Here is a 26,780-nt window from a genome sequence, read left to right as displayed (position 1 = left end):
GATGGGCTACGGCTTACTGGATATTGGCACCCAAACTCGCCAGCAGGGGATGGATGGTTTGGCGCAGGCTGAAGAGCAACGGCAGCAGCGGGAAATGCAGAACGAGCAGATGAAGCAGCAGGCTAAGTCGCAGAAGAAGAGCAATCAAATGGGTGCGGCCGGTACCGGTGCGGCGGTGGGCTTTATGGTGGGCGGGCCCGTTGGTGCTGCAGTTGGTGGTGCAGTTGGTTTTATTGCAGGGGGGTTATTCTGATGGCGGAAGGATTGGGTTCACTGGCCAGCGGTTTCTTGTCTGGCTTCCAGGTCATGAACAACTACCAGCGCGGCAAGAAAGAAGACGAACGCGCCGACAAGGCCATGAGTCTGCGCGAGACCGAGAGCCAACGGGCTGCCGATTACCAGCAGTGGGGCATGAAGCGCACCGAAGGCCGCGATGCTAAGGCGGACGAGCAGTGGGGGTTGGGTCACGCCCTGCAGCGCGAACAGCTCGACCACAGCAGGCAAACGAGCAAGGACGCCAGCGCTCGGGGCTGGGCCCAGTTGTCTATGCAGCAACGCCAGCAGAAGCTGCAGGAGCTGCAGGAGCAGCGCATTCAGCGGCAGCAAGAGCAGGAAGACAATCAGCTTTTCTTGCAGCAGAACGGGCATGTGATCCAGTCGGTTTACAATGACCCTTCGCTGTTGCAGCAGAATCCGGACTTGCTTAAGGTGTTCGAGCACCCGGCCGCCAGGCACCTGGATCCGCGCCGCTTTGCCAATCCCGATATGGCCAACGCCAACCGCACCGTAATGGGCCACCTGAATAAGGTGGTGCAGATGGGCGCCAATGGTGAACTGGATAACAAGAGTGATCAAGAGCTGTATCAAACCTACAATCAGCCGGAAGTGATCAAGGCCGCCAATACCGCTTTGGGCTACGAGCTGAGCAAGGGCGTCGGGGACATTGACCCGCAAACCGGCAAAGCCATCAAGAGTAAATCTTTGGTGGGCTTTGTACCCGGCCCCAACGGCGACACTGTGGTGCCGACCATGCGCGTGGAATACGAAGATGGCAGTAGCGCCAATCGGCCGGCCACACTGAATCGCACAGCCGACCCGGATGACCCTGTCAAAGAAGTCCCGGTCACCGATCTGATCAAATACTTCGGCGCCCAGGGTTCGGTTATTCAGCAGATGCAAGAATCCGGGGTGATGGGAAGCTTGTCACAGACCATGGGCTTTACCGAAGGCCCGGACAAAAAGGGCTACAAAACAGCCGCTACCGGCATGCTCAAAGAAAAGGCCAAACAACTCGCCAGTGTGGACAAGATGCTGGCCAAGAAGGAGATCGAGGAAGATCAGGCAGTGAAGATGAAGCAGGATATCAGCGCCACCTTTGCCGGCCAGAAGGAAGGGCTGGGCGATCTGCACAACATCAACCAACCCAGGCAGAAGAAAAATCAGGATCCACTCAAGGCCTGGGTGGAGTCGGCGCCGGACGGCCAGGGTAAAAGCGCCCGTCGAGATTGGCTGAAGGTGCTGGCCGCCAGCGGCGCGCCGGAAGACGTGGCCGCCGTGCGCAGTGGCGACCCGGCCGCGCTCGATGAGCGGGTTAACTTCCACCTGCAGGCGGCGAAGGAGCTGAGCAATTCCGAGCTGGAAGAGCGGATCGCAGCAAAAGAAGGCGCCACCCCGGCGGGGTCACCGCAACAGGCGGGCGGACCGGCTCTGAGTCAGACGCAAGGGGGGCGGATTACTTACGGCCTGTCCAGGTAACGCGGTCTGCTCATGCCCCCCGGCGGGAGGTTATACTCAGGCTTCATCTTTCGAATGGAGTTCGGTATGGCCTACCTGCTGGGGGTATTTTTTTTCGTCTGTGCGGCCATGGTCGGCGTAGAGCATATCCTGATCGCCACCGCCTGCCTGGTAGCCGGTGGCTGGTTTTTTGTCAAGGCGACACCGGGCGGGCTGGAAACCCTGCTGTCATTCCTGTTTGCATTCATCGTGCTAGTGCTGGGCGCCGCGTTCCTGCAGGACGTGTATCACCTGGTATTCGGCTACTCCGCATGAGGAAAAAGCGGGGGTCACATAGGGGTCAAAAACCAATGCGCTTTGTTAGGTGCAGACCATTACACCTAACAAAGCACATAGCCGAAGCCGCTACTTATGCGCTTCTGTTAGCTTATGTTATGCCCGTTATCACAATCGTGTATAATGCCGGGCCTTGTTTTTTGTTGTCCTATTTTTGTTGTTCTATTTTGTTGTCTTAGGCGTACCGAATTTATGAAATTTATTATCAAGCTGCATCCCGAAATCACCATCAAGAGCAAGTCGGTGCGCCAGCGCATGAGCAAGATCTTGCAGAGCAATATTCGTAATGTGCTCAAGCCTCTGGATGAAAATATCAAGATCCGGTCCGACTGGGACAAGCTGATCGTACGTACCAATATTTTTACCGAATCACACCGTTTGGCCCTGATCGAGTCACTGGCCTGTATTCCGGGCATACAGTCGTTTCTGGAAGTGGTAGAGCACAAGGTTGAATCGCTGGATGAGATTCTGACCCTGACCCAGGAGATGTTTGGCGACCAGCTGGCCGGAAAGACCTTCTGCGTACGCGCCAAGCGCCGTGGCCAGCAGTCGTTCAGTTCGCTGGATGTGGAGCGTTACGTGGGTGGCGGCCTGAACCAGCGTTGCGATACCGCCGGTGTGAAGCTGAAAAAACCGGATGTACAGATCAATCTGGAGCTGGATGGCGAGCGCCTCTATCTGATCAGCCGGCAGCATGCGGGCCTGGGCGGCTATCCCATCGCCACTCAGGAAAGCGTGCTCAGCCTGATGTCCGGCGGATACGACTCCGGGGTGTCTTCCTATCAGTTCATCAAGCGGGGCAGCCGGGTGCATTACTGCTTCTTCAACCTGGGTGGGGCAGAGCACGAAGCGGGCGTACGCGAAGTGGTGTACTACCTGTGGAAGAAATTCGGCTCCTCGCACCGGGTCAAGTTTATCTCGGTGCCTTTCGAGGAAGTGGTCGGTGAAATACTGGAAAAGGTCGATAACGGCCACATGGGCGTGGTGCTCAAGCGGATGATGATGCGCGCCGGCGCCGCCGTGGCCGAGAAGCTGGCGATCAACGCCCTGGTCACCGGTGAGTCCATGGGCCAGGTATCCAGCCAGACGGTGACCAACCTCAACGTGATTGACAGGGTGACCGACACCCTGATACTGCGGCCGCTGATTGCCGCCGACAAGCAGGATATCATCGATATTGCCCGCCAGATTGGCACCGCCGCCTATGCCGAGAAAATGCCGGAATATTGTGGTGTTATTTCCCAGAGCCCCACCATCAAGGCCAAGCTGGGCAAGGTGGAGCATGAAGAAGCCAACTTCGATTTTGCCGTGCTCGACACCGCCATTCAGGCCGCCTTTGTGGAAGACGTGCGCACGCTGGAACAAAAGTGGGAATTGCCGGAAGTGGAGTTCAGTCAGGGGGAGGATCTGGCCGAGGTGATCCTCGACATTCGCTCTCCGGAAGAAGAAGAAGAGGCGCCGCTGAGCGTCCCCGGCCATAACGTCGTGACCATGCCGTTTTTCAAACTGTCGAGCCAGTTTGCCGAACTGGACTCGGGCAAGACTTACCTCTTGTATTGCGCCCGTGGGGTCATGAGTCGCTTGCAGGCCATTCACCTCAAGGAGCAGGGCTTCGACAACGTCAAGGTGTACAAGCCCTGATAGCAGCCTTAAGCGGTAAGCTTTAAGTAAAACAGAAAACGCCGGTGTAATATCTTGTAGGGTCGAATTCATTCGACCTTTTTAATCAGCCAGTAACGGCCTTTGGTCGATTGAAATCGACCCTACGGACTCACCCCTCACATTCCTTTGCCCTATCCGCCTCTGCGTTTTATTTCCTGATAAAGCTGGCTGCTGACCGGTACCGGCTGTGTGCCCGCATGAGCCAGGATATAACCGGTGATGTAGTCATTCTCGGTTTTTCGGCCATGGGCCAGATCCTGGTGCATGGAAGAATAATTGGTGGCGGTGAGTTCGATCACCAGTTGCAGACGCCGGCGAAAGTCGGTTTGCGCCTCGGTGTTGCCGAGGCTCGCCATGACCTGAAATACCTCTTCACTCAGCTGTTCCAGCACATCGGCAAAGCGGGGCTCCAGCAGCTGGCCGTTGCGGATATTGTTGCAGGCGGTCAGCGGGTTGATCACCGCATTGAGTGCCAGTTTACGATGTTGGTGCAGCAGAATATCTTCACTCCACTCGGCATGCCCCAGCGCCGCCGCCAGCGGCTTGGTCAGATGAGACCAGGCGTTGGCAGCGTCGTTCAGCGGCCCCAGCCAGGTTTCGCCCTTGCCGGTATGGCGCACCAGCCAGTCGCCTTCTTTCATGGCGCCGTGGCTGCTGACCCCGGCAATCAGCGGGTTGTGGGGAAACAGTTCCTGCACCTGCTCTGCCACGCCCAGACCATTATGAAGCAGCATGATGGGTGTCGTGGTCGGGAGTCCTTGCAGTCCTTTTAATGCGTCCAGCACCTGATAGGCCTTGGTGAACACCAGCAGGCACTCCACTTGCCGGGCCTGCTCGGGAAAGCGGGGCTGGCTCTGGATAAGCTCATGGCGACCGCCGAGGGTGATCAGATCCAGGCTGGGGTGAAAATGGCCGCGGTGACGCGCCGACAACATGAAGCCGACCCGCTCGCCTCGACGGCGCAGCAGGCCTGCCATTACACAACCCAGGGCCCCAGCCCCGAGAATGGTCCATTCCGTCATCACTCTATCCCCTGAATTTTGTTATTATCATTCCTTTGTTGGAGGCTATACGTTAGCCGCGAAGCGTCGCTGTTACCAGCGTGTTTTTTTGTTGCTACCGGTTAACAAAACCGTTTAAAGGAGTCGGTATGCCGTCTTTTGATATTGTGTCTGAAGTTGAGATGAATGAAGTGCGTAACGCGGTGGAAAATGCCAATCGGGAACTGGATACCCGTTTCGATTTTCGCGGGGTCGAGGCCAGCTTCGAGCTGAAAGACGAGAAGGTCAAACTGAGTGCCGATGCGGAGTTTCAGCTGCAGCAGATGCGGGATATGCTGCGGGGGGCCTTGATCAAGCGGGGCATCGATGTCCGGGTGCTGGATCCGGGTAGCATAGTGCGCTCGGGCAAGCGTCATATTCAGGATCTGGGTTTCAGGCAGGGTATCGACACTGCTCTCGCCAAGAAGCTGGTCAAGCAGATCAAGGACAGCAAGATCAAGGTGCAGGCGTCCATTCAGGGCGAACAGCTGCGGGTGACCGGCAAGAAGCGGGACGATCTGCAACAGGTGATGGCGCTGCTGCGCCAGGGCGAGCAGGAGCAGCCGCTGCAGTTCAATAATTTCCGCGATTGATTGATAAATCGTGAGGGGAAAGCGGTGAGGGGTGAGGAGAGAAAGGTAGACGTCTGGCGCCAAGCTCAATAAAGAGCGTCATCCTGACGAACGTCAGGATCTTGTTTTGAATTTGGTGTCGTTTGCGCAAAGATACCGGGGCAAGCCCGGTATGACGGCGAAAAAACCAAAAGCTTTAAGCTGTTTTCCCCACCCGTCGGATCAACCACAGCACCGGCAGGCCGATGGCGGCGGAGCCGACAAAGAAAAGCGCATAGCCGTAGGCATCCACCGCCATGCCCGAGAAGCCGGCCAGAAACTTGGGCAGCAGCATCATGACCGAGCTGAACAGCGCATACTGGGTGGCGGAAAAGGCCACGTTGGTCAGGCTGGACAGATAGGTAATAAAGGCGGCGGTGGCAATACCGGCACTGAGGTTGTCCAGCGAGATAATCAGCGTCAGCAGTCGAACATCCGGGCCCAGCTGGCTCATCAGCGCAAACATCAGGTTGGTGCCTGCCGCCAGCACCGCCCCCAGCATCAGGATGCGCAGGGTGCCGAAACGACTGACCATGATGCCGCCCACCGCCGCGCCCACCAGGGTCATGATGACACCGTACACCTTGGTGACGGTGGCAATCTGTGACTTGCTGAAACCCATGTCCACGTAGAAGGGGTTCGCCATCACCCCCATCACCACATCCGACACCCGATAACAGGCGATCAGCGCCAGTATCACCAGCGCCTGACGGCCGAAGCGATGAAAGAACTCGGCAAAGGGCGCCACCACGGCACTGGCGAAAAAGGCCAGCAGCCCGGCCAGCAAGCGGGGGTAGCCCCGGTCGAGCAGTTGCCGGCGGTGGTCGGCCTGTTCCTGTTGCTGCTGACGTAAGTCGACATCGGGCTCGTGCAGCAGCAGACAGGTGATCACCCCCACCAGCATAAACCCCGTCATGCACAGGTAGGCGGCCTGCCAGCCGACGGGATCGTACCCCAGATCGGAACCGGCCCAGGCGGCAATGGCGAGGGCACCGGCACCGGCCATGATCATTGCCAGCCGATAGCCGGTCATGTAGGCGGCGGCCAGGGCTCCCTGCAGTCGTTCCGGTGCGGCCTCGATGCGATAGGCGTCGATGACGATGTCTTGCGTTGCCGAGGCGAAGGCCACCGCCAGGGCAAAGAGCGCCAGGTTAACCATCTGGGTGGTCGGATCGGAATAGGCCATGCCGGCCAGTGCCGCCATGATGATCAGCTGAGACAACAGCATCCAGCTGCGGCGTCGGCCCATGGTGCGTGACAGCCAGGGCAGGGGCAGGCGATCGACCAGCGGCGACCAGAGCCACTTCACGCCGTAAGCCAGGGCCACCCAGCTGAAAAAACCGATGCTGGTGCGGCTGACGCCGGCTTCTCGCAGCCAGAACGACAGGGTGCCGAACACCAGCAGCAGCGGAAGCCCGGAGGAGAACCCCAGGGCAAACAGGGTCAGCACCCGAGGCTCCGCATAGAGCGCCAGTTGCTGTGTCCATCTGTCTTTGCTCAAGACGTTAATGCGTCGCTCCGCCGTCATCCAGCCGGCGAACCTGCTGCAGTATGATGTTCTGCTCCGGCACGTCCCGCGCCCGCAGCTTCAGGTTCATACCGGTGGGAACCCGCGCCATCTGTTGCAGCACCTGTTCGCCGTCTATCACCTTGCCAAACACGGTGTAACCGGCCTTGCGACCGCCATCCAGCGCGAGGTTGTCGCCGAGGTTGATATAAAACTGGCGGGTGGCGCTGTCGGGGTCCTGGGTTCGGGCCATGGCGATGGTGCCGGTCAGGTTCGACAGACCATTGCCGGACTCGTTTATCACGGGGGCATGGGTCGGCAAGGGCTCATGGTCGGTGTTGAAGCCACCGCCCTGTACCACAAAGCCGGGGATCAGCCGGTGAAAGAGGCTGTTGTTATAGCTGCCGTCATCCACGTAGCGCAGAAAGTTGGCCACGGAGGCGGGAGCGGCCTCTTCGTTCAGCTCGACTTCCAGCGTGCCCATGTTGGTGACCAGCTCGACCCTGGGGCCGGCCAGGGCGGTGGTGGCCGCCAGCAATCCGGCGATCAGCAGGATAAAAGGCTTCATTTAGTTACCCCCGATAAATTGCTGTATGTCGCGGTCGGCCAGTATATCCTGTATCAGCAGCGACAGTTGTTGGTTCAAGGCTTCTTTTACCTTGTCTAGCTCCGGATGCAGACGACCGGGAAACTCGGCCTGGGCGCTGCGGCGATACTGCTTGGTGATGGTGCGACCATCGCGCTTCAGGGTCAGTTGTATGCGCAGTTGCTGCACCACGTCGTAGCTGATGTGGCCGCGGATCACCCGGGCCAGCACTTCCTGCAGTTCCAGTTCTACCTGGGTGCGAGCGCCGTTTTCGATAAAGGCACCCTGGGTGCTCAGGCCCTGGGCCAGCGCCTGCTCCAGCTGCACCTTGAGGTTGTTGCTGGCGCCCACCACGACCGGCGCCTTGTCTTTTTGCTCTATCTGAATGATGTAGTCGTTCTTGCGGCCGTCCTTGCTGCCGAGCGAAACCGGTTGGCCCCGGTAGACACCGGCACTGGTCTGTACCGTTGGGCTGACATCAACTGCGATGGGATAGTAACTGGCACAGGCCGTCAGGCTCAGCGCCAGCACGCCGGTTATCAACCATTTGATGGATTTCATGAAAAGCGTTCCTTAAGAGATTTTGGTGGCTCTGAGAATAACGAATTTGCGGTTGGATGCCACCACCCGTTGATTACCGAACAGACGTTTCAGCTTCTGATGGTAATCAAGATGACGGTTGGCGACCAGCAGCAAGTGGCCGCCGTGGCGAAGCACCCGTTTGGCATCGACAAACATTTGCCAGGCAATGTGGTCGGTAATGGCCTGTTGCTGGTGAAACGGTGGGTTGCACAGTATCAGATCGGCGCTGTCGGCGGCCACGCCGTCGAGACAGTTATTGACCATGAAGCGGGCGCGGGGCTCGGCTTCGGGCAGGTTTTCGCTTACGTTGAGGCGGGCGCTGGCCATGGCCATATAGGATTCGTCCACGAAGGTGACCCGGGCTTCGGGGTTACGTGCCAGGGTCATCAGCCCCAGTACCCCGTTGCCGCAGCCCAGATCGATGATCCGGCCGTCATGGTTGGTGGGCAGATGTTCCAGCATGAAGCGGGCACCGATATCGAGGCTGGCACGAGAAAACACATTGGCGTGATTGTGAATGATGAAGTCGGTGCCTTCCAGTGGCCATGACAGGGGCGCGGGCAGCGGCGTCGGGCGCTTGTCCGGGGCCGGCCGGCAGAAGATAAGCCGGGCCTTTTTCCTGGCCAGGCTGGTATGGGTCGGGCCGATATGGAGCTCGAACAGTTTGAGGGTCGAGCTGTGAATGTCCCTGGCCTTGGCGCCGGCGATAAGAAGGCTGTTGGGCCCCATTACCCGACTCAGGGCGGCGAGCTGATATTCCAGCAGGGCCTTGGTCTTGGGCAGCTTCATCAGCACCAGCCCCGGCGCCTGTTCGTCGCAAAGCGGCCAGTCGGACAGGCTGTTCAGCGGCTGCCAGCCCGGCTCCAGGCCGTTGTCCCGTGCGTTGGCGGTCAGCGCCAGTTCGGCGACGCGAGAGTCGGTGAAGCTGCAGGGGCTGTGATGATGCAGCGCCAGGGTGAGGGCGCCGAAACCGTCGTTGAGGATCAGCAGGGGAGCACTCTGGTCCCATTCCCGGCTCATCAGCTCGGATATGATATATTCATCGGCCGCATCCCAGGCTTGCAGGCTGTGCTGGGCAGAACGAGGGTAGCGCTGCAGTTGCAGCACGCCACCCTGAGGCAGGGGAAGGTGGAGGTTCATGATGCGATGGCCCGACAGAAAAAAGAGCCATTTTAGCAGTTTTATTCAGGAGTTCCTTATGTCGATACAACAGTCGATACAAAGTCTTATCGAAAGCAAGGTGCAGGCGGCGCTGGCGCCGACGCACCTGGAAGTGATCAACGAAAGCTATATGCACCGGGTCGCACCGGGGTCGGAGACCCACTTCAAGCTGGTGGTGGTCAGCGAGCAGTTCGAGGGGCAGCGCTTGCTGGCCCGACACCGAACGCTGAATACGCTGCTGGCCGACGAGCTGGCCGGCGGTGTTCACGCCCTGGCGTTGCATACCCTGACCCCCGCCGAATGGCAGGCGCGCAACGGCGTGCTCGACAGCCCGGCCTGTCGTGGCCAGAGTGGCGTCTCGGGTTGAAAATGAATGTGATTCGCGCTTCGGCATTCAGTTGCACCTGCGTTACGAGTCCGCACGGCTGTCATGCGACTAAAGCATAATAAGTGGCTAAATATCATGGTCTTATTTTTGCTAGCTGAAACTTTAAACAACCGAACTTTGCCGAAAGAGCCGGTAAATTTTGGTAATTGCCATGGCAGCCGTCGCGTTAAAAGTGCTAGAATTGTGCGCCTTTATATATCGGGCTGGATGTTACCGGACTGTAGTCATGCTGTTTCAGCACGCTAGAGGCAGACCGGTAGCGACTCATCAGCATGTTGTCATGTCTGACATGGCAAGTACCTGTCTTCCCCTAACAAGTAGTGCAAATGAGTATGATTACAATTAAAAAAGGACTGGATCTCCCGATTTCCGGGGCCCCAGAGCAAGTAATCTACGATGGTCCTGCCATCAAACGTGTTGCTACGCTGGGTGAGGAGTTTGTGGGCATGCGCCCTACCATGCACGTCAAGGTAGAGGATCGTGTCAAAAAAGGTCAGGTGATCTTCGAGGACAAGAAGAATCCAGGCGTTAAATTCACAGCTCCCGCCGCGGGTACCGTGGTTGAAATCAATCGTGGTGCCAAACGTGTACTGCAATCGGTCGTGATTGCCGTCGATGACAGCGAAGAACAGATTACTTTCTCGAAATACGCTTCTGCTGAACTTCCCAAGCTGGAACCCGAAACCGTCCGCGAGCAGCTGGTTGAGTCCGGCCTGTGGACTGCCCTGCGCACCCGCCCCTTCAGCAAGGTGCCTGCCGTCGGTTCTACTCCCAGCTCCATCTTCGTCACCGCCATGGACACCAACCCGCTGAGCGCCAATGCCGAACTGATCATCAAGGAAAATGCGCAAGCCTTTACCGATGGTCTGCAGGTGCTGAGCCGGTTGACCGAAGGTCAGGTGCATGTCTGTAAGGGTGAAGGCAGCCTGCCTCAGGCTCAGGCCGGCAACATCACGGAACAGGTGTTCGGTGGTGTGCATCCAGCCGGACTGCCGGGCACTCACATTCACTTTATCGATCCTGTCGTGCCCGGTAAGGTGGTCTGGTATATCAACTATCAGGATGTGATTGCCTTCGGCAAGTTGTTCACTACCGGTGAGCTGTTTACCGATCGCGTTGTCGCCCTGGGTGGCCCCGTGGTACAGAAGCCTCGCCTGCTGCGTACCCGCATCGGTGCTTCGGTGAACGAACTGACCGCCGGTGAGCTGCAGGATGGCGAGAACCGCGTTATTTCCGGTTCTGTGCTGTACGGCACCACCGCCAATGGTCCTCATGCCTATCTGGGTCGTTATCACTTGCAGATATCGGTTCTGGCCGAAGGGCGCGAGAAAGAGTTCATGGGCTGGCTGGCGCCGGGCGCCAACAAGTTCTCCGTGACCCGCGCCTACCTGAGCCATTTGACCAAGGGCAAGCTGTTCGATCTGACCACCACCACCAACGGCTCTGCCCGTGCCATGGTACCCATCGGCAACTATGAGCGCATTATGCCGCTGGATATTCTGCCGACCCTGCTGCTGCGTGATCTGTTGTCCAACGATACCGAAAGCGCCCAGACCATGGGCTGCATGGAGCTGGATGAAGAAGATCTGGCACTCTGTACCTATGTGTGTCCGGGCAAATACGATTATGGCCAGGCCCTGCGCAAGTGTCTGACCACGATTGAGCTAGAGGGTTAAGTAATGAGCTTGAAACACACTCTGGAAAAGCTCGAACACCATTTCGAGCCGGGTGGTAAATACGAAAAGTTTTACGCCCTGTATGAAGCGGTTGCCACCGTGCTTTATACCCCGGGCATGGTGACCCGCAACGCCTCTCATGTGCGCGACAGTATCGATCTGAAGCGCATCATGATCATGGTGTGGATGGCGACCTTTCCGGCCATGTTCTTCGGTATGTACAACTCCGGCGGGCAGACCATCAATGCCCTGATGAGCATGTACAGCAGCCCGGCCGAGCTGGCCTCGGTCATTGACGCTAACTGGCGTTATGGTCTGGCACAGAGCCTGGGGGCCACCCTGGGTGACGGTGCCGGCTGGGGCAGCAAGATGTTGCTGGGCGCGACTTACTTCCTGCCTATCTACCTGACGGTGTTCATCGTCGGTGGTTTCTGGGAAGTGCTGTTTGCCACCGTACGCAAGCATGAAGTAAACGAAGGCTTCTTCGTGACCTCTGTGCTGTTTGCGCTGATAGTGCCCTCGACCCTGCCGCTGTGGCAGGCGGCGCTGGGTATCACCTTCGGCGTGGTGATGGCCAAGGAAATTTTCGGCGGCACCGGCAAGAACTTTCTCAACCCGGCCCTGGCCGGTCGTGCCTTCCTGTTCTTCGCCTATCCGGCCGAGATTTCAGGTGACACCGTATGGACCGCGGTTGACGGCTTCTCCGGTGCCACCGCCCTGGGCCAGTGGGCCGCAGGTGGTCAGGCGGCGTTGATGGATGCCAACACCGGTTCCATGATCAGCTGGATGGATGCCTTTATCGGTAACATTCAGGGCTCGATTGGCGAGGTGTCTACCCTGGCGATTCTGCTGGGCGGTCTCTTCATCATCTACATGGGTATTGCCTCCTGGCGTATCGTGGCGGGCGTGATGATCGGCATGATTGCCACCGCAACCCTGTTCAACTTCCTCGGCTCCGATACCAATGCCATGTTCAGCATGCCCTGGTACTGGCACCTGGTGTTGGGCGGCTTTGCCTTCGGCATGATGTTCATGGCAACCGACCCGGTGTCCGCGTCCTTTACCAACAAGGGTAAATGGTGGTACGGCGCCCTGATCGGCGTCATGGTGGTGCTGATCCGTGTGGTCAATCCGGCCTTCCCCGAAGGCATGATGCTGGCCATCCTGTTCGCCAACCTGTTCGCTCCCTTGTTTGACCACTTTGTGGTGCAGGCTAACATCAAACGGAGGCTGGCTCGTGGCTAAGAAAGAATCTACCGGCAGAACTTTTGCCGTCATCGGCGTCTTGTGTCTGGTGTGCTCTGTCGTGGTATCCGGTGCAGCCGTGTTGCTGAAACCGACCCAGCAGCGTAACCAGGCCCTGGACGTACAGACCAATATCGTCGATGTGGCGGGACTGGGTCGTGCCAATGTGGCCGAAAACTACGAACGCTTCATCGATGCCCGCCTGTTGGATCTGGCGACCGGTGCATTTTCGGACAAATCGGTGCAGGGCTACAACCAGCGCAATGCCGCCAAGGATCCCGCCGTCAGCGTCAAGCTGAGCCCGAGTGAAGATCCGGCGGGTATTCGCCGCCGCGCCAATCTGGTGCCGGTATACATGGCCAAGGATGAAAACGGTGATCTGGACAGCATAATACTGCCCATTCATGGTCAGGGCCTCTGGTCTACCATGTATGCCTTCGTGGCCGTGGCCCCCGATGGCAACACCATCAAGGGGATTACCTACTACGAGCAGGGTGAAACGCCCGGGCTCGGCGGTGAGGTGGAAAACCCGTCCTGGCGTGCCCAGTTCGTCGGCAAGAAACTGTTCGATGAAAACGGCAAGCCGGCACTGAAGGTGGTGAAAGGTGGTGCCCCCGAAGGAGCTCCCTCCAGCGTAGACGGCCTGTCCGGTGCTACCCTGACCTCCGATGGCGTGCAAAAAACCTTTGAATTCTGGTTGGGTGAACAGGGTTTCGGTCCTTTCCTGGCCAAGGTTCGTGAAGGAGAGCTGAACAATGGCTGATAAAGCTGAAATGAAAAAGGTTCTGTTCGGTCCCATCGTCGGCAACAACCCCATCGCACTGCAGGTGCTGGGTATTTGTTCGGCCCTGGCGGTGACCTCGCAGATGCAGACGGCATTCGTGATGTCGCTGGCGGTGATCGCGGTAACGGCGTTTTCGAACCTGTTTATCTCGCTGATCCGCAACCAGATCCCCAACTCGGTGCGGATTATTGCCCAGATGGCGGTTATCGCCTCTCTGGTCATCGTGGTGGACCAGATCCTCAAGGCCTATGCCTATGACATCTCCAAGCAGTTGTCGGTATTCGTTGGGTTGATCATCACCAACTGTATCGTGATGGGGCGTGCCGAAGCCTACGCCATGAAGAGCCCGCCCATGATGTCCTTCCTGGACGGCATCGGTAACGGTCTGGGCTACGGCCTGATCCTGCTGGTGGTGGCGACCATTCGTGAGCTGTTCGGCTCCGGCACCTGGTTCGGCATCGAAATTCTGCCGCTGATCAAGAACGGTGGCTGGTATCAGGCCAACGGTATGCTGTTGCTGCCGCCGAGCGCCTTCTTCATCATCGGTGGCATTATCTGGGTACTGCGTACCTTCCGCCCCGAACAGGTAGAGGCCAAGGAGTAAAAGATGGAACATTATCTGAGTCTGTTTGTTCGTGCCGTCTTCATCGAGAACCTGGCCCTGGCCTTCTTTCTGGGTATGTGTACCTTCCTGGCGGTGTCCAAGAAGGTCAAGACCTCGTTTGGTCTGGGTGTGGCGGTCGTAGTGGTACTGACCATTTCGGTACCGGTTAACAACCTGATCTACAACTTTATCCTGAAAGACGGCGCGCTGGCCGAAGGGGTGGACCTGAGCTTTTTGAACTTCATTACCTTTATCGGGGTAATTGCGGCTCTGGTTCAGATCCTGGAGATGACGCTGGACAAGTTTTTCCCGGCACTTTACAACGCGCTGGGTATCTTCTTGCCGCTGATCACCGTTAACTGCGCCATCTTCGGTGGTGTGTCCTTCATGGTACAGCGGGACTACAACTTTTCCGAATCCATCGTCTACGGCTTTGGCTCCGGCATTGGCTGGATGCTGGCAATTGTCTTGCTGGCCGGTCTGCGTGAGAAGATGAAGTATTCGGATGTGCCCGATGGTTTGCGCGGCTTGGGGATCACCTTCGTCTCCGCCGGCCTGATGGCGCTTGGCTTCATGTCTTTCTCTGGCATATCCCTGTAACCCGGTGATAGAAAAGGAACAATAGATGGAAATCATTCTAGGCGTGGTCATGTTCACCGTGATCGTGCTGGTCCTGGTAAGCATTATCCTGTTTGCCAAGTCCAAGCTGGTCGCGGAAGGGGATGTGACTATCAGCATCAACGACGATCCCGACAAGGCGATCACCACAGGTGCCAGCGGCAAGCTGCTCGGCGCCCTGGCGGCCAATGGCATCTTCGTTTCATCCGCCTGCGGTGGCGGTGGTACCTGCGGACAGTGTCGGGTGCGCATTCTGGAAGGGGGCGGTGAAATACTGCCGACCGAACAGGATCACATCTCCAAGCGCGAGGCCCGTGAGGGCGAGCGTCTGTCCTGTCAGGTCAACGTCAAGCAGGACATGAAGATCGAGCTGCCGGAAGAAGTGTTCGGCATCAAGAAGTGGGACTGTGAGGTTATCTCCAACGATAACAAGGCCACCTTCATCAAGGAACTGAAGCTGAAGATCCCCAATGGCGAAAGCGTGCCTTTCCGTGCCGGTGGTTATATTCAGATTGAAGCGCCGCCTCACCACGTCAAGTACAAAGACTTCGATGTGCCCGAGGAATACCGAGAAGACTGGGACAAGTTCAAGATCTTCGAGCTGGAGTCCAAGGTAGACGAGGAAACCATCCGCGCCTACTCCATGGCCAACTATCCGGAAGAAGAAGGTATCATCATGCTCAACGTGCGGATCGCGACCCCGCCGCCACGTAACTGGAGCGCGCCTCCGGGCAAGATGTCTTCCTACATCTGGTCGTTGAAGCCGGGTGACAAGGCCACCATCTCCGGTCCCTTCGGCGAGTTCTTCGCCAAGGACACCGATGCCGAAATGGTGTTTATCGGCGGTGGTGCCGGCATGGCGCCGATGCGTTCGCACATCTTCGACCAGCTCAAGCGCCTGAACTCCAAGCGCAAGATCAGCTTCTGGTACGGTGCCCGTTCCAAGCGCGAGATGTTCTATGTGGAAGACTTCGATGGTCTGCAGGAACAGTGCGAGAACTTCCAGTGGCATGTGGCTCTGAGTGACGCGCTGCCGGAAGACAACTGGACCGGCCACACCGGCTTTATCCATAACGTGCTGTATGAAAACTATCTGCGGGATCACGACGCGCCCGAAGACTGTGAATACTACATGTGTGGTCCGCCCGTGATGAACGCCGCCGTCATCAACATGCTCAAGGATTTGGGTGTGGAAGAAGACAACATTCTGCTGGATGACTTTGGTGGTTAAACACTGATGAGCTCTTGTGTAATCAAATGGCTGGCCCCCCTGGGGCTGGCCTTTTTATTGGTCGCCTGTAAACCGGCGGTGGTCGAGCGTCAGCAGCAGCATCTGACCGGCAACACCATGGGCACCTACTACTCGGTCAAGGTAGTGGATGTCGATGAGTCCCGGGCCCGGGCGCTGCAGGCGGAGATAGACAACCGTCTGGAACGGCTTAACGATCAGATGTCCACCTATCGGGAGGACTCGGAGCTGAGCCGCCTCAACCGGTATCGGGGGCAGGATCCTTTTCCCGTGTCTGCCGACACAGCCCGGGTGGTGACGGCGGCGCTGCAACTGGGGCGACTGACCGAGGGGGCGCTGGACGTCACCGTCGGCCCATTGGTCAACCTGTGGGGCTTCGGTCCCGATGCCAGGCCGAGCCGGATACCCAATGCGTCACTGCTGGCAGAGACCCGAGCACGAACCGGCCTGCAACACCTGCGGGTGGCTATCGACAGCGAGGCCGAGTATCTGTACAAGCAGCTGCCGGAGCTCTACGTGGACCTGTCCGCCATCGCCAAGGGCTTCGGGGTGGACATGGTGTCCGAATATCTGAGTGAAGAGGGAGTGACCGATCACCTGGTGGAAATCGGTGGTGAGGTACGGCTCAGTGGCCTCAATCGTCATGGAAAGCCCTGGACCATAGCGGTAGAAAAACCGGGCCCGGGAACCGGCTCGGTGCAGCAGGTGATAGCGGTGGGCAACAACAGCGTGGCCACTTCCGGTGACTACCGCAACTACTATGAACTGGACGGGCAACGGCTGTCTCACACCATCAATCCCAAGACCGGCCAGCCCATTACTCATCAGCTGGCATCGGTGACAGTGATCCATCCATCCTGTATGATCGCCGACGGATTGGCGACTGCGCTGACGGTCATGGGTCCCGAGCAGGCACTGGCGTTTGCCGAGCAACACCGGCTGGCGGTGTATCTGCTGACCAAGACGGACGATGGCTTCAGAGTGGACATGACCAGCGCCTTCAAGAAGTATTCAAGAGGTTGATATGCTGTATTTTCTGATTACCTTTGCAGTCTTCGCCCTGGTGATTTTCGCCATGGCCATCGGCTATATAGTGCAGCGCAAGACCATTGCCGGCTCCTGTGGCGGCCTGGGTGGCGTAGGCATAGAAAAAGCCTGTGACTGCCCGGATCCTTGCGCCAGCCGCAAGAAAAAAATGGCCAAGGAAGAAGCCCGCCGGCAGATGCTGGGAGAAAACCGCATCATCTGACAGACAGTGAGGGGAAAGGAGTGAGGGGGGAGGGGAAAAACATCTCCTCGCGTTTACCTCCTTACCTTTTACGCCTCACCCCTCACGTCTTTTATGCGTAAAATCATTCATGTGGACATGGACTGCTTCTTTGCCGCCGTCGAGATGCGCAAGCATCCGGAGTGGCGTGACATTCCGCTGGCCATCGGCGGCAGCGCCAGCCGGCGCGGGGTTATCGCCACGTGCAACTATCCGGCCCGCGCCTACGGCATTCGCTCGGCCATGGCCAGCCATCAGGCGCTGCAACGCTGCCCGCACCTGCTGTTGATCCCCGGCAACATGGCCGAGTACAAGGCGGTCTCACAGCAGATCCGGGAAATATTCCATCGCTATACCAGCCTGGTCGAACCCCTCTCCCTCGACGAAGCCTATCTGGACGTGAGCGGCAGCCCCTGGTTTGGCGGCAGTGCCACCCTGATCGCCGAAGACATTCGCCGGGCCATCAGGGACGAGCTGCAACTGACCGCCTCGGCCGGGGTGGCGCCGAACAAGTTTCTGGCCAAAATCGCCTCGGAAGAAAACAAGCCGGACGGCCTCTTCGTGCTGCCGCCCGCGGCGGTGGCCGACTTTGTGCGTCGGTTGCCGCTGGCCAAGCTGCCCGGGGTGGGCCGCAAGACGGCGGAAAAGCTTACCGCGCTGGGACTGGAGCATTGCGAACAGCTGCTTGAGGTGGGCGAGGCGGAGCTGGTTCGTCGCTTCGGCAAGTTCGGCCGGTTGCTGTGGCAGCGTGGCCAGGGCATCGACGAGCGGGAAGTCCAGACCGAGCGGGTAAGAAAGTCGGTGGGGGTCGAAACCACACTGGTCACCGATATTCACCAGCCGGAGCAGGGCATACAGGTATTGTTGCGCTTGTGGCCCGAACTGATACGGCGACTGGACCACAGCGCCATCAAGGGGCTGTGTATCAAGCTGAAATTCGATGATTTCACCCAGACCACACTGTCGCGCCGCTGCGAGTGGCCACAATTTGCCCTGGCCGAACGGCTGTGTGTCGAAGCCTGGGAGCGAGCCCGGGGGCGAGGGGTTCGGTTGGTGGGGGTGAGTGTCGAGTTATGCCACCAAGGGCATGAGCAGGTGGCTCGGGCTGAGCAACTGAGTTTTGAATGGTAAGCTTGTGTTAACCCCGAGGGACGCCAGAGCAGGCTTTCAGCTCGTGTTTTTCCGTGAGCCAGCCAAGGCTTTTCCGCCGGTATTATTTATCGAGGCTGTCTTTGTCGCTGCTGCTTTCCATGACTTCTTTATCGGTTTGCCGGGCTTTGTTCGGCAAGTTCTCGGCCGACGCGGCGCCCAGATAACCTGCGCTCAAGGCCAGAAACAGGGCTATGTGAGTTCTCTTCATATTGGCTCCTTATAATAAGCTTAGATGTCTAACTATCTTAACATATTGAAATCCAATTTAAAATATGACGGCTCTGCGCCAGGGCAGAAGCCGCCGTCAGCTTCGTGTACCGGCGAGCCTTTTACCTGATATTACTGGTTGCTGCCGTTTAGGTGGTCTTCTTCCACGAACTGCCAGCCATGATTTTCGGCGGGAGAGGGCGGCGGCATCCCGGTGGAAGACGGCGCCACTATCACTGTGTTCTGGCTGTGTGCCGAATTTTCCAGCGCCGGGCGATCCCGGCCGTCGTCCGGCGCCGTTGCAGCAACAGGGCTTGGTGCTTCATTGCGTTTGTCGTTCTGAATACCGGGCGCCAGCTTGCGGGTTTCGTCCAGTAGATCGCGACCAAAGTCGATGATGCCACTGAAGAGGTTGTCGGCCATCGCCGGCGCGGCCAGCAGGGTCAGCAGCAGGTAAAAAGGGGCACTTTTCATGGTGGTTACCTCCGTTGAATTCTGCCCGAAAGCATAAGTCAAATAATGCCCTTTGCACACCGAATACGGCGTCCGGCAGTCGCTTGCTGACGCCTTGACTCGCAAGGTGTGAAGAGTACGAGGTGTGAAGAGTACCAGGCGTGAAGAGTACCAGGTGTGAAGAGTGTAACCGCATCAGGGAAGCATGGCGGCCATGAGGCCACAGGGGCGCTGCTGTTAAAGCAAGGGACGTGCAATAAAAAGCTGTAACTCTGGTCAAGAATGGGAGGGATCTCTATAATGCGGCCATTGTTTGCTCGTTGTTTGACTGAGGCTGCCCGGATCCTGGTGTGGTCTGCAAGAGGGCAGTGAGCAGCGGTGGCCATCTTGTCTTGAAAGCTAACACCCAAAGGTTCTTTTTATGTCCAACAAATTCGTCGTCACCTGGGATTCATTTCAGCGCGAAACGCGCAAGCTGGCCGAACGTCAGTTACCTGCCAGTCAGTGGAAAGGAATTATCGCCGTCAGTCGTGGTGGCCTGGTACCGGCCGCCATTATGGCGCGGGAACTGGGGATCCGTCATGTAGATACCCTGTGCATCTCCAGCTACGACCACAATCAACAGCGCTCCGATCTCCAGGTGCTCAAAAAGACCGAAGGAGACGGAGAAGGCTTTCTGATTATCGACGATCTGGTGGACACCGGTAACACCGCCAGAGTGATCCGTGAAATGTACCCCAAGGCCCGGTTCATTACCGTGTTCGCCAAGCCAAAGGGCGAGGCACTGGTGGATGACTTTGAAGTGCACGTTGGCCAGGATACCTGGATAGAGCAGCCCTGGGACATGGGGGTGGTGTTTGTGCCGCCGCTGTGCGAGCAAGACGAAGCGTGACAAAAGGCTCCTCGGGAGCCTTTTTTGTTTACTCGTTATTAAGTGAGGCGTGTCACCACCTTTGACTGCATCTGGCGTTATTTACGGCAAGAACCACTGGCGGCCTTTACCCCCGGCCAAAAAAACGTTACATATAGGCAAGTTAACAGGGAGGTGTTCATGACCATAGACAGGGTTGCTCATCGTAAACTGGTACGAAAGTTCACCGCCATCGGTCCCTATCTGCGGGAACTGAAGTCGAGTGAATCACACTATTTTTTCGACTGCCTGTCGGTGTGTGTCAGCGCCAAGGCCGAGCCGGAGGCACGTGAGTTCTGGGGCTGGTGGCTGATACTGAGCACCGAGGACGGCCAGACTTTCGAGTTTCATTATCAGCTCGGTTTTTTCGATGCAAGCGGAGAGTGGCAACTGCGAGCCTTGCCCAAAAAACACGAAGCGGAAGTCGCGCGTACGCTGCGTGATTTTTACGATAAGCTGGGCAATTGCATGGATGAATTGTCGCTCACTGTTCGTCCTTCTCCCGCGTTGGGAAACAATCATCTGTTGAGCGTAGCCTGAGCCGACCATCATTTACGGCGATAGCCGTTATTATCCGTGGCCCGGATGCGCCTCGTTTTATTATCTTGCCGGCTCTGCCGGCATTGCTGTTAGTAAGGAGCCGCAGGGCGTTCCATGAAAGGCAAAACCATTGTTGTAAAACTGGGCACCAGCGTGCTCACCGGCGGTTCCCGTCATCTGGATCGGGGCCACATGGTCGAACTGGTGCGTCAGTGCGCCAGCCTGCACCGGGCCGGCCATCAGATTATTGTGGTGACCTCGGCAGCCATTGCCGCCGGACGTGAACACCTGGGTTTTCCCGAGCTGGCCGGCACCATGGCCAACAAGCAGATGCTGGCCGCCGTGGGCCAGACCCAGCTGATCCAGACCTGGCAGTCACTGTTCAATCTCTATGGGTTGCATGTGGGTCAAATCCTGCTCACCCGGGCCGATCTGGAAGACAGGGAACGTTATCTTAATGCCCGCGATACCCTGCGGGCCTTGCTGGCCCACCGTATCATTCCGGTCATCAACGAAAACGATGCGGTAGCGACCAACGAAATCAAGGTCGGTGACAACGATAATCTATCGGCCCGGGCCGCCATACTGGCCGAGGCGGATCTGTTGGTCCTGCTGACCGATCAGAAGGGACTCTTTACCGCCGATCCCCGTAACGATCCCAAGGCGCAACTCATCGAGGAAGTACAGACCATAGACGATACCCTGCGAAAGCTGGCCGGGGGCAGCATAGGTGGTCTGGGTACCGGAGGCATGGCCACCAAGCTGCAGGCGGCGGATGTGGCCCGCCGTGCCGGCATCGATGTGGTGATTGCCACCGGTCAGGTACCGGAAGTGATCGGCCGCCTGGCCGAAGGTGAGCGTATCGGTACCCGTTTTCCGGCATTGGCCACCCCGCTCGAAAGTCGCAAGCGCTGGATCCTGGCTGGTCCCCCTCCCCATGGCGAAATTCATATCGATGCCGGGGCGGTCAAGGCGGTGCGGGAAAAAGGCTCCAGTCTGCTGCCCAAGGGCATAGTACAGATAGAAGGCCGCTTTCGTCGGGGAGAGGCGGTGCGTATCGTCAATCCCGAAGGGCGGGAGCTGGCGCGGGGCATCTGTCGTTACGATGCGCTCGACCTGAATCGAATCAAAGGACAACACTCAGAGCAGATCGAATCACTGCTGGGCTATGGCTATGGCAACGTGGCCATTCACCGCGACGATCTGGTGCTCTTGTAGGAGATAGTATGAATCTGGAACAAATGGGGCAGGCCGCGCGCGCTGCCGCCCATACCCTGGCCGACACCTCTACCCGGGCCAAGAATCAGGCCCTGCTGGTAATGGCCGATGCCCTCGAAGCGGCCGCAGGCGACATTCTGGCCGCCAACGCCAGGGATCTGGAGGCCGCTCGTGCAAACGGTATCGGTGAGGCGATGCTGGACAGGCTGATGCTGAATCCGGCCCGGCTCAAGGCCATTGCCGACGACGTGCGTAACGTGGTGTCATTGCCGGATCCGGTGGGGAGCGAGCTGGACTCGCGGATGCTGGAAAACGGCATGCGGTTGTCGCGTCGCCGGGTACCGCTTGGTGTGGTGGGGGTGATTTATGAAGCCCGCCCCAACGTGACCATCGATATCGCCGCCCTCTGCCTGAAAACCGGTAATGCCAGCATACTGCGTGGCGGTCGGGAAACCTTTCATACCAATCAGGAATTGGTGAAGGTGATCCGGCAGGCGCTGGCGGCCAGTCAATTACCCGAAGGCTGTGTGCAGTACATCAGTGAGCCGGGTCGGGAGTGGGTCAGCGGCCTGCTCAAGCTCGATCAATACGTGGACATGATCATACCCCGCGGTGGCCCCGGCCTGCATCGACTGTGCAAAGAGCAGGCGACCATACCGGTGATCATCGGCGGTTTCGGCATCAGCCATGTTTTTGTCGACGACAGTGCCGATCTGGTGCGATCCATCGAGGTGATTGATAACGCCAAGACCCACAGGCCCAGTGCCTGCAATGCCCTGGATACCCTGCTGGTGGATCGGGCGGTGGCGGCCGAGCTGTTGCTCTTGCTCAGCACACGCATGGCGGAAAAAGGCGTTGAGATGGTGGCCGATGACGAGGCGCTGACGCTGTTGACGACGGGGCCGGCCCGGGTGCGTGCCGCCGTCGAGGGGGACTTCGACACCGAGTGGCTGAGTCTGACCCTGGGCGTGAAACTGGTATCCGGCGTGAACGAGGCACTGGCGCACCTGCGCGATTATAACGCCAGCCATTCCGATGCCATTCTCACCGGCAGCCTGAGCAATGCCGAGCGCTTTATCAATGGCGCCCCCTCGGCGGCGGTCTATGTGAATGCCTCTACCCGCTTCACCGATGGCGCCCAGTTCGGCCTGGGGGCCGAAGTGGCCGTCTCGACCCAGAAACTGCATGCCCGCGGTCCCATGGGGCTGGAAGAGCTGACCAGCTACAAGTGGATAGGCCAGGCGGATTACCTGATCCGCGATTGATCATACATGGCTGATATATGGCTGACACATTGCTGAATAGACACGCCGGCGGCCCTGGCCGCCAGCATGGTGAAGAGAGGATAGTATGCCATCCAAGCTGTTGGACGCCCTGCTGCTGGCAATGCCGTTGCCAGCTACTCTTGAGTCGTGGCGGCAACATCTCAAGAGCCAACTACCCTATCCGGTACAGGGGGCACAGACGTTGTTTATCGGGGATCCTGCCCTGGTCATCGTCGCGTTTCAGCATGACAAGGTAGAGGTGCTGCTGCCGGCCATGGAGTGGCGTCATCACGATATTCATACCATCAAGCCCCGCTCCCAGGGGGTGGTGGAGGCTAGTAATGGCAGTCTGGAACAGTTGATGGCACTGGTCGAGGACACCATAGCCTTGAGACTGAAGTCATTTCACGAATGCAGCAGTTGTGGTAAACGCTGCGCCCCCGAGCTACTGGGCTCCCTGCAGGGAGAGCCGGTATGCCGGGACTGCATCAAGGGCCGACGAGTCCTGTTCTGAAAAAAGCGAAAAAGAAGTGAAATAGGGATTGGTGAATAGGGAATAGTACCCTAATCCCTAATCCCTAATCCCTAATCCCTAATCCCTAATCCCCGATCCGGGCCAGCCACAGCCGCAGGTACATGCCCGGCAGTGTGGTGATGCCGGCGGTGGCGAAGCGCAGCTTGCCCTGGCTGGCGACCATCAGGGTCGGGGTGACCCGGACGCCGAGTGTTTGCGCCAGCCGGTTATCCTCATCGTTCACTACCGCAAAGTCATACCCCTTGTCACGCACATAGCCGGTAACCCGGGCATCCGGACCCGAGGCGATGGCGATGCCGACGACGCGGGCATGGGGCGCACCGACCAGGTTCACCATGGGCGATACCAGCCTGCACACGCCGCACCAGCTGGCCCATATATAGAGCAGCACAGGTTGTTCCCGGCTCATGGCATCGAGGTCTATGGTCTCGCCGCCCAGTGTGGTCATGCTGCCCAATGACGCCACCTCGGTGGGCAGATCCCGACTGCGCCAGAGATCGGCGGCCGTTACCAGGGTGGCGATCAACAGCAGGTAGACCAGACCCGAGCCGATTCGCCTGCGCCAGTTTCGATTTTTCACTTCGCTGCTCATGGCTGTGCCTCTTTCAACGCATCCATGACCTGGTCGCTGGTCAGCAGCACCTCGAGCGCCTTGCCCTGGGGCAGGCCGGGGCCAAATACCTGATTGAAGGGTATACCGGCACGCTGATTGGTGCGCAGGTAGTCGGTAATGGCCGCATCGGGGCGAGTCCAGTCGCCGCGCATCAGCACCATGTCGTCTTGCTGCAGGGCCGAGTAGACCGGATCCCGTAACACCACGCCTATCTTGTTTGCCTGGCAGGTAATGCACCAGTCGGCGGTGACATCCACGAACACCCGCTTGCCGGCGGCCACTTCGCGCTTGATTTGCACCGGATCCAGCGGCTGCCAGTTCAGCTCATCCTTCACCGGGCTGACCCAACGAGATTGAGTCAGCAGGGCGGTGACGCCCCCGGCTGCGCCCAGCAGCATCAGGCCGGCCAGACTGAAAACCAGACCCCGGGCGCCATAGTGACGCAGCAGCGACCCTATCGGCAGTGCTATCAGCAGGATAGCCAGCGCCAGGGTGGCGGTGCTGCCCAGGGTATATTGCAGCAGCGACAGCAGCCAGAGGCTGGTGGCGAGCAGCATAAGGCCGAACAGCCACTTTACCTTGATCATCCAGGGGCCGGGTTTGGGCAGGGCGCCAATGACTCCGGGGAACAGCGCCAGTAACAGCCAGGGCAGCGCCATGCCCAGGCCCAGGCCGGTGAAGATGGCCATCAGCACCAGTGGCGTGGAGGCCAGGGCCACCGCCACCGCCGTTCCCAGAAAGGGTGCGGAGCAGGGGGTGGCGAGCAGGGTGGCGAACATGCCCTGCAGCAGATGGCCGCCATTGCCGTGGCCGGGACGGGTCGCCAGCCAGGTACTCATGGCCGTGGGCAGGCGCAGCTCGAACAGCCCGAACAGGTTAAGCGAGAACAGGGCGGTAACCAGCAGCATGAAGCCGATAAAGCCCGGTTGCTGGAACTGTATGCCCCAGCCAAGCTGGGCGCCGGACCAGGTTAGTGCCAGCATGAAGCCGGCCAGCACCCAGAACGACAGCATGATGCCGAGGGCGGACCACAGCAGGGGGCGACGCACCTCGGAGCGAGAGCGGTGTCCCAGCAGCAGGCTGTTGAGCTTGAGTCCCAGCACCGGCAAGACACAGGGCATGATGTTGAGGATGAGGCCGCCGAGCAGGGCATAGAGCAGCACCAGACCCAGCGGTGGCATGCTGGCCGCTATTGGAGCCAGGGTGCCGCGGGTGATGACGCCGGCCAGCTCTTCAGCCAGTCCGGTATCGGTAGCGGTGATCACCACCACCTGATCATCCAGGTTCAGGTCGGGATCCCAGCTGCCGACCTTGAACCGGGCTTGCAGTCGGGTGTCGCTCACCGTCAGTTGCGGCTGGCTGAAGATGCTGCTGTCGAGCTCGTCGACGTATACCGCTGGTTGCTGCCAGCCTCGGGGATTGGTCAGCGTCACATCGAGCTGTTTGGCGGCCGGATCCCAGACCAGCCGCTCGGCCTGCACCAGGCTCGCCGGACGGGGTACCCGGGACACCGCCTGCTGATACAGGTGATTCAGGTTTTCGTCGGTCGCCATCTGCGGCTCGAGGGGCAGTTGCAGCGCGTATTCGGTGAGCACGCAGATGGTGGTGCAGCTGGGCAGGGTCAGGCTGGCATCGAAGCGGCTTGCCTTTCCGGCCTCGGCCGGGGTCAGCTGCAGCGGAAAGTCGACGGCATTGTGATAGCCCTGGGTTTCGACCCCGAGCAGGGAGAAGCGCTCGGGCAGCGGCCACTGCCAGTTGACCGACAGCAGGTTGTCGGATGACTGCCAGTCCAGCCGGGGTGCAATACCTCCTTCGCCGGGGGAGCGCCAGTAAGTTTTCCAGTCCTCCTGCAGGCGAACCTGCAACAGCGCCGGATAATGATTATTGGCCGCATCATAGGGGCCTGTCTGTATCAGCCGCACCTGCACCGGGGGGTGCTCGGGTGCCTGCAGCCAGCCGGTATCGGCAGCCTGTAGCGGTAAGGCTGCCGACAGCAGCAGGATAAAAAAGGTAAACATTCTGATCACGAATAGAGTCTCCGGTGGATTAACGCAAGCTTACAAGATGATGGCGCTAATCTCACTGCCGGAACACGCACAACACCATCTGCTGTTAACCGACGGCCAGCCACAGCGCCACGCCCAGCATCAGGCTGCCGGCAATGCGGTTCATCAGCCTGACCTTGCCCTTTTGTTGCAGCACCCGGCTCAGGGTGCGGCCACCGCTGGCGTAGAGCAGCATGCAGATGAACTCCAGCGAGAGGATAATCGATACCAGCAGCAGCAGCTGACCGGCCAGCGGTGCCTGATTGTCGATAAAGGGGGGCAGCAGGGCGATGAAAAAGGCCCAGCCCTTGGGGTTGGCAATGGCGGTGATGAAGCCCTGGCTGATGAGGGTGCGGGCCGGTATATGGCGCGGGCCGGCATCCACCGGGCTCAGGGCCAGCTTGCCCCGGGACCGCCACAGCTGAATACCGAGCCAGGCCAGATAGAGGCCGCCGCCGTACTTGAGAAGCTGAAACAATTGCGGATATTGCAGCATGACAGCGGCCACGCCGACCACCGCCAGGCAGGCGACCAGGCCCACGCCGACCAGCTCGCCGACCATCATCCACAGGGTGCGGCGCACCCCGACCGTCATCCCTAACGACAGCGCCAGGGTCATACACATGCCCGGCGTGACCGAGACGAAGAAAAAGGTGGGGATAAACACCATCAAGACTGCAGAATTAATAGCACACCTACCTAGGGTTCTGGTTTGAGTTAAAGAGGTTGTCGGTCATTGTAGGCCAAATGCCGGACAACAGGCTATGGCTATTTAGGATGAAAACAGCCTCA

At 58.8% G+C, this 26,780-nt stretch carries 30 protein-coding genes; 20 read left to right on the top strand and 10 right to left on the bottom strand.

What is annotated here, in order from left to right; all coding sequences use genetic code 11:
* Position 1: 1 nt before the first annotated feature.
* The 4 genes from HNR62_RS05075 (at position 2) to thiI (ending at position 3,711) form a co-directional block, all read left to right on the top strand.
* On the top strand, positions 2–253 hold the full coding sequence (locus tag HNR62_RS05075; RefSeq protein WP_204795000.1) for a bacteriocin: 252 nt from the start codon (positions 2–4) through the stop codon (positions 251–253).
* The gene (locus HNR62_RS05070) at positions 253–1,755 is read left to right on the top strand and encodes a hypothetical protein (protein WP_204794999.1); all 1,503 of its coding nucleotides are present in this window, start codon (positions 253–255) and stop codon (positions 1,753–1,755) included. Before HNR62_RS05075 ends, HNR62_RS05070 begins: the two co-directional genes overlap by 1 nt.
* A 66-nt stretch (positions 1,756–1,821) precedes the next feature.
* Positions 1,822–2,049 carry a hypothetical protein gene (locus HNR62_RS05065; protein ID WP_204794998.1) on the top strand — a complete coding sequence of 76 codons (228 nt, stop codon included), beginning with the start codon at positions 1,822–1,824 and terminating at the stop codon, positions 2,047–2,049.
* 213 nt (positions 2,050–2,262) lie between these two features.
* Positions 2,263–3,711 (top strand): tRNA uracil 4-sulfurtransferase ThiI, encoded by a 1,449-nt coding sequence (gene thiI, locus HNR62_RS05060; protein WP_204794997.1) that lies wholly within the window; start codon positions 2,263–2,265, stop codon positions 3,709–3,711.
* A gap of 152 nt (positions 3,712–3,863) precedes the next feature.
* Here the strand turns inward: thiI and HNR62_RS05055 are convergent, their stop codons facing one another.
* Positions 3,864–4,754, bottom strand: a complete 891-nt coding sequence (locus tag HNR62_RS05055; protein ID WP_204794996.1) for a ketopantoate reductase family protein — start codon at positions 4,752–4,754, stop codon at positions 3,864–3,866.
* 128 nt (positions 4,755–4,882) lie between these two features.
* Between HNR62_RS05055 and HNR62_RS05050 the strand changes: the two genes are divergently transcribed.
* Complete coding sequence (locus tag HNR62_RS05050; RefSeq protein WP_204794995.1) at positions 4,883–5,365, top strand: YajQ family cyclic di-GMP-binding protein; 483 nt, start codon at positions 4,883–4,885, stop codon at positions 5,363–5,365.
* 175 nt (positions 5,366–5,540) lie between these two features.
* Here HNR62_RS05050 and HNR62_RS05045 read toward each other — a convergent pair whose 3' ends face one another.
* From HNR62_RS05045 to HNR62_RS05030, 4 genes are read right to left on the bottom strand one after another with little or no spacing between them, the layout of a single operon-like run.
* Positions 5,541–6,893 (bottom strand): AmpG family muropeptide MFS transporter, encoded by a 1,353-nt coding sequence (locus tag HNR62_RS05045; protein ID WP_420827140.1) that lies wholly within the window; start codon positions 6,891–6,893, stop codon positions 5,541–5,543.
* Positions 6,889–7,458: a peptidylprolyl isomerase gene (locus tag HNR62_RS05040; RefSeq protein WP_204794993.1), complete on the bottom strand. Its 570-nt coding sequence runs from the start codon at positions 7,456–7,458 to the stop codon at positions 6,889–6,891. Before HNR62_RS05040 ends, HNR62_RS05045 begins: the two co-directional genes overlap by 5 nt.
* Positions 7,459–8,037 carry a YajG family lipoprotein gene (locus tag HNR62_RS05035; RefSeq protein ID WP_204794992.1) on the bottom strand — a complete coding sequence of 193 codons (579 nt, stop codon included), beginning with the start codon at positions 8,035–8,037 and terminating at the stop codon, positions 7,459–7,461.
* Positions 8,038–8,049: 12 nt separating this feature from the next.
* Entirely contained in the window at positions 8,050–9,198 is a 1,149-nt protein-coding gene (locus tag HNR62_RS05030; protein ID WP_204794991.1) for a methyltransferase, read from the bottom strand.
* Between the two features lie 58 nt (positions 9,199–9,256).
* Here HNR62_RS05030 and HNR62_RS05025 point away from each other — a divergent pair, with 58 nt between their 5' ends.
* The 10 genes from HNR62_RS05025 (at position 9,257) to dinB (ending at position 18,181) form a co-directional block, all read left to right on the top strand.
* Positions 9,257–9,586, top strand: a complete 330-nt coding sequence (locus tag HNR62_RS05025; RefSeq protein WP_204794990.1) for a BolA family protein — start codon at positions 9,257–9,259, stop codon at positions 9,584–9,586.
* Positions 9,587–9,939: 353 nt separating this feature from the next.
* Positions 9,940–11,283 carry a Na(+)-translocating NADH-quinone reductase subunit A gene (locus tag HNR62_RS05020; RefSeq protein ID WP_204795125.1) on the top strand — a complete coding sequence of 448 codons (1,344 nt, stop codon included), beginning with the start codon at positions 9,940–9,942 and terminating at the stop codon, positions 11,281–11,283.
* Positions 11,284–11,286: 3 nt separating this feature from the next.
* Positions 11,287–12,528 (top strand): NADH:ubiquinone reductase (Na(+)-transporting) subunit B, encoded by a 1,242-nt coding sequence (locus HNR62_RS05015; protein ID WP_204794989.1) that lies wholly within the window; start codon positions 11,287–11,289, stop codon positions 12,526–12,528.
* Positions 12,521–13,291 carry a Na(+)-translocating NADH-quinone reductase subunit C gene (locus HNR62_RS05010; protein WP_204794988.1) on the top strand — a complete coding sequence of 257 codons (771 nt, stop codon included), beginning with the start codon at positions 12,521–12,523 and terminating at the stop codon, positions 13,289–13,291. The genes HNR62_RS05015 and HNR62_RS05010 overlap by 8 nt, the downstream gene beginning before the upstream one ends.
* Positions 13,284–13,916 carry an NADH:ubiquinone reductase (Na(+)-transporting) subunit D gene (locus HNR62_RS05005; RefSeq protein WP_204794987.1) on the top strand — a complete coding sequence of 211 codons (633 nt, stop codon included), beginning with the start codon at positions 13,284–13,286 and terminating at the stop codon, positions 13,914–13,916. Before HNR62_RS05010 ends, HNR62_RS05005 begins: the two co-directional genes overlap by 8 nt.
* A 3-nt stretch (positions 13,917–13,919) precedes the next feature.
* On the top strand, positions 13,920–14,516 hold the full coding sequence (gene nqrE, locus HNR62_RS05000; RefSeq protein WP_204794986.1) for an NADH:ubiquinone reductase (Na(+)-transporting) subunit E: 597 nt from the start codon (positions 13,920–13,922) through the stop codon (positions 14,514–14,516).
* A gap of 25 nt (positions 14,517–14,541) precedes the next feature.
* Entirely contained in the window at positions 14,542–15,765 is a 1,224-nt protein-coding gene (gene nqrF / locus HNR62_RS04995) for an NADH:ubiquinone reductase (Na(+)-transporting) subunit F (RefSeq protein ID WP_204794985.1), read from the top strand.
* 6 nt (positions 15,766–15,771) lie between these two features.
* The gene (locus tag HNR62_RS04990; protein WP_204794984.1) at positions 15,772–16,806 is read left to right on the top strand and encodes an FAD:protein FMN transferase; all 1,035 of its coding nucleotides are present in this window, start codon (positions 15,772–15,774) and stop codon (positions 16,804–16,806) included.
* A gap of 1 nt (position 16,807) precedes the next feature.
* A complete protein-coding gene (gene nqrM / locus HNR62_RS04985; RefSeq protein ID WP_204794983.1) occupies positions 16,808–17,032 on the top strand; it encodes a (Na+)-NQR maturation NqrM in 225 nt (74 codons plus the stop codon).
* 93 nt (positions 17,033–17,125) lie between these two features.
* The gene (gene dinB, locus HNR62_RS04980; protein ID WP_204794982.1) at positions 17,126–18,181 is read left to right on the top strand and encodes a DNA polymerase IV; all 1,056 of its coding nucleotides are present in this window, start codon (positions 17,126–17,128) and stop codon (positions 18,179–18,181) included.
* A gap of 82 nt (positions 18,182–18,263) precedes the next feature.
* Here the strand turns inward: dinB and HNR62_RS04975 are convergent, their stop codons facing one another.
* Both HNR62_RS04975 and HNR62_RS04970 read right to left on the bottom strand, forming a co-directional pair.
* Positions 18,264–18,410 (bottom strand): hypothetical protein, encoded by a 147-nt coding sequence (locus HNR62_RS04975; RefSeq protein ID WP_204794981.1) that lies wholly within the window; start codon positions 18,408–18,410, stop codon positions 18,264–18,266.
* Positions 18,411–18,541: 131 nt separating this feature from the next.
* Positions 18,542–18,883 (bottom strand): hypothetical protein, encoded by a 342-nt coding sequence (locus tag HNR62_RS04970; protein ID WP_204794980.1) that lies wholly within the window; start codon positions 18,881–18,883, stop codon positions 18,542–18,544.
* A gap of 400 nt (positions 18,884–19,283) precedes the next feature.
* Between HNR62_RS04970 and gpt the strand changes: the two genes are divergently transcribed.
* The 5 genes from gpt to HNR62_RS04945 all read left to right on the top strand — a co-directional run bounded on the left by gpt (position 19,284) and on the right by HNR62_RS04945 (position 23,309).
* Positions 19,284–19,754 carry a xanthine phosphoribosyltransferase gene (gpt, locus tag HNR62_RS04965; RefSeq protein ID WP_204794979.1) on the top strand — a complete coding sequence of 157 codons (471 nt, stop codon included), beginning with the start codon at positions 19,284–19,286 and terminating at the stop codon, positions 19,752–19,754.
* A gap of 159 nt (positions 19,755–19,913) precedes the next feature.
* Positions 19,914–20,312 carry a sigma factor-binding protein Crl gene (gene crl / locus HNR62_RS04960; protein ID WP_204794978.1) on the top strand — a complete coding sequence of 133 codons (399 nt, stop codon included), beginning with the start codon at positions 19,914–19,916 and terminating at the stop codon, positions 20,310–20,312.
* A gap of 114 nt (positions 20,313–20,426) precedes the next feature.
* On the top strand, positions 20,427–21,530 hold the full coding sequence (proB, locus tag HNR62_RS04955) for a glutamate 5-kinase (RefSeq protein WP_204794977.1): 1,104 nt from the start codon (positions 20,427–20,429) through the stop codon (positions 21,528–21,530).
* Positions 21,531–21,538: 8 nt separating this feature from the next.
* The gene (locus tag HNR62_RS04950; RefSeq protein ID WP_204794976.1) at positions 21,539–22,795 is read left to right on the top strand and encodes a glutamate-5-semialdehyde dehydrogenase; all 1,257 of its coding nucleotides are present in this window, start codon (positions 21,539–21,541) and stop codon (positions 22,793–22,795) included.
* A gap of 85 nt (positions 22,796–22,880) precedes the next feature.
* Positions 22,881–23,309 carry a hypothetical protein gene (locus tag HNR62_RS04945; RefSeq protein ID WP_204794975.1) on the top strand — a complete coding sequence of 143 codons (429 nt, stop codon included), beginning with the start codon at positions 22,881–22,883 and terminating at the stop codon, positions 23,307–23,309.
* A gap of 85 nt (positions 23,310–23,394) precedes the next feature.
* Here the strand turns inward: HNR62_RS04945 and HNR62_RS04940 are convergent, their stop codons facing one another.
* The 3 genes from HNR62_RS04940 to HNR62_RS04930 form a co-directional block, all read right to left on the bottom strand.
* On the bottom strand, positions 23,395–23,922 hold the full coding sequence (locus HNR62_RS04940) for a protein disulfide oxidoreductase (protein WP_204794974.1): 528 nt from the start codon (positions 23,920–23,922) through the stop codon (positions 23,395–23,397).
* Positions 23,919–25,961: a protein-disulfide reductase DsbD family protein gene (locus HNR62_RS04935; protein WP_204795124.1), complete on the bottom strand. Its 2,043-nt coding sequence runs from the start codon at positions 25,959–25,961 to the stop codon at positions 23,919–23,921. Before HNR62_RS04935 ends, HNR62_RS04940 begins: the two co-directional genes overlap by 4 nt.
* A 94-nt stretch (positions 25,962–26,055) precedes the next feature.
* On the bottom strand, positions 26,056–26,658 hold the full coding sequence (locus HNR62_RS04930; protein ID WP_204794973.1) for a LysE family translocator: 603 nt from the start codon (positions 26,656–26,658) through the stop codon (positions 26,056–26,058).
* Between the last annotated feature and the right edge of the window lie 122 nt (positions 26,659–26,780).

The organism is Oceanisphaera litoralis, from assembly GCF_016907015.1.
Taxonomy (GTDB): domain Bacteria; phylum Pseudomonadota; class Gammaproteobacteria; order Enterobacterales; family Aeromonadaceae; genus Oceanimonas; species Oceanimonas litoralis.
The sequence above is the reverse complement of the archived record's forward strand: the minus strand, read 5'-3'. Positions and strand labels throughout refer to the sequence as shown.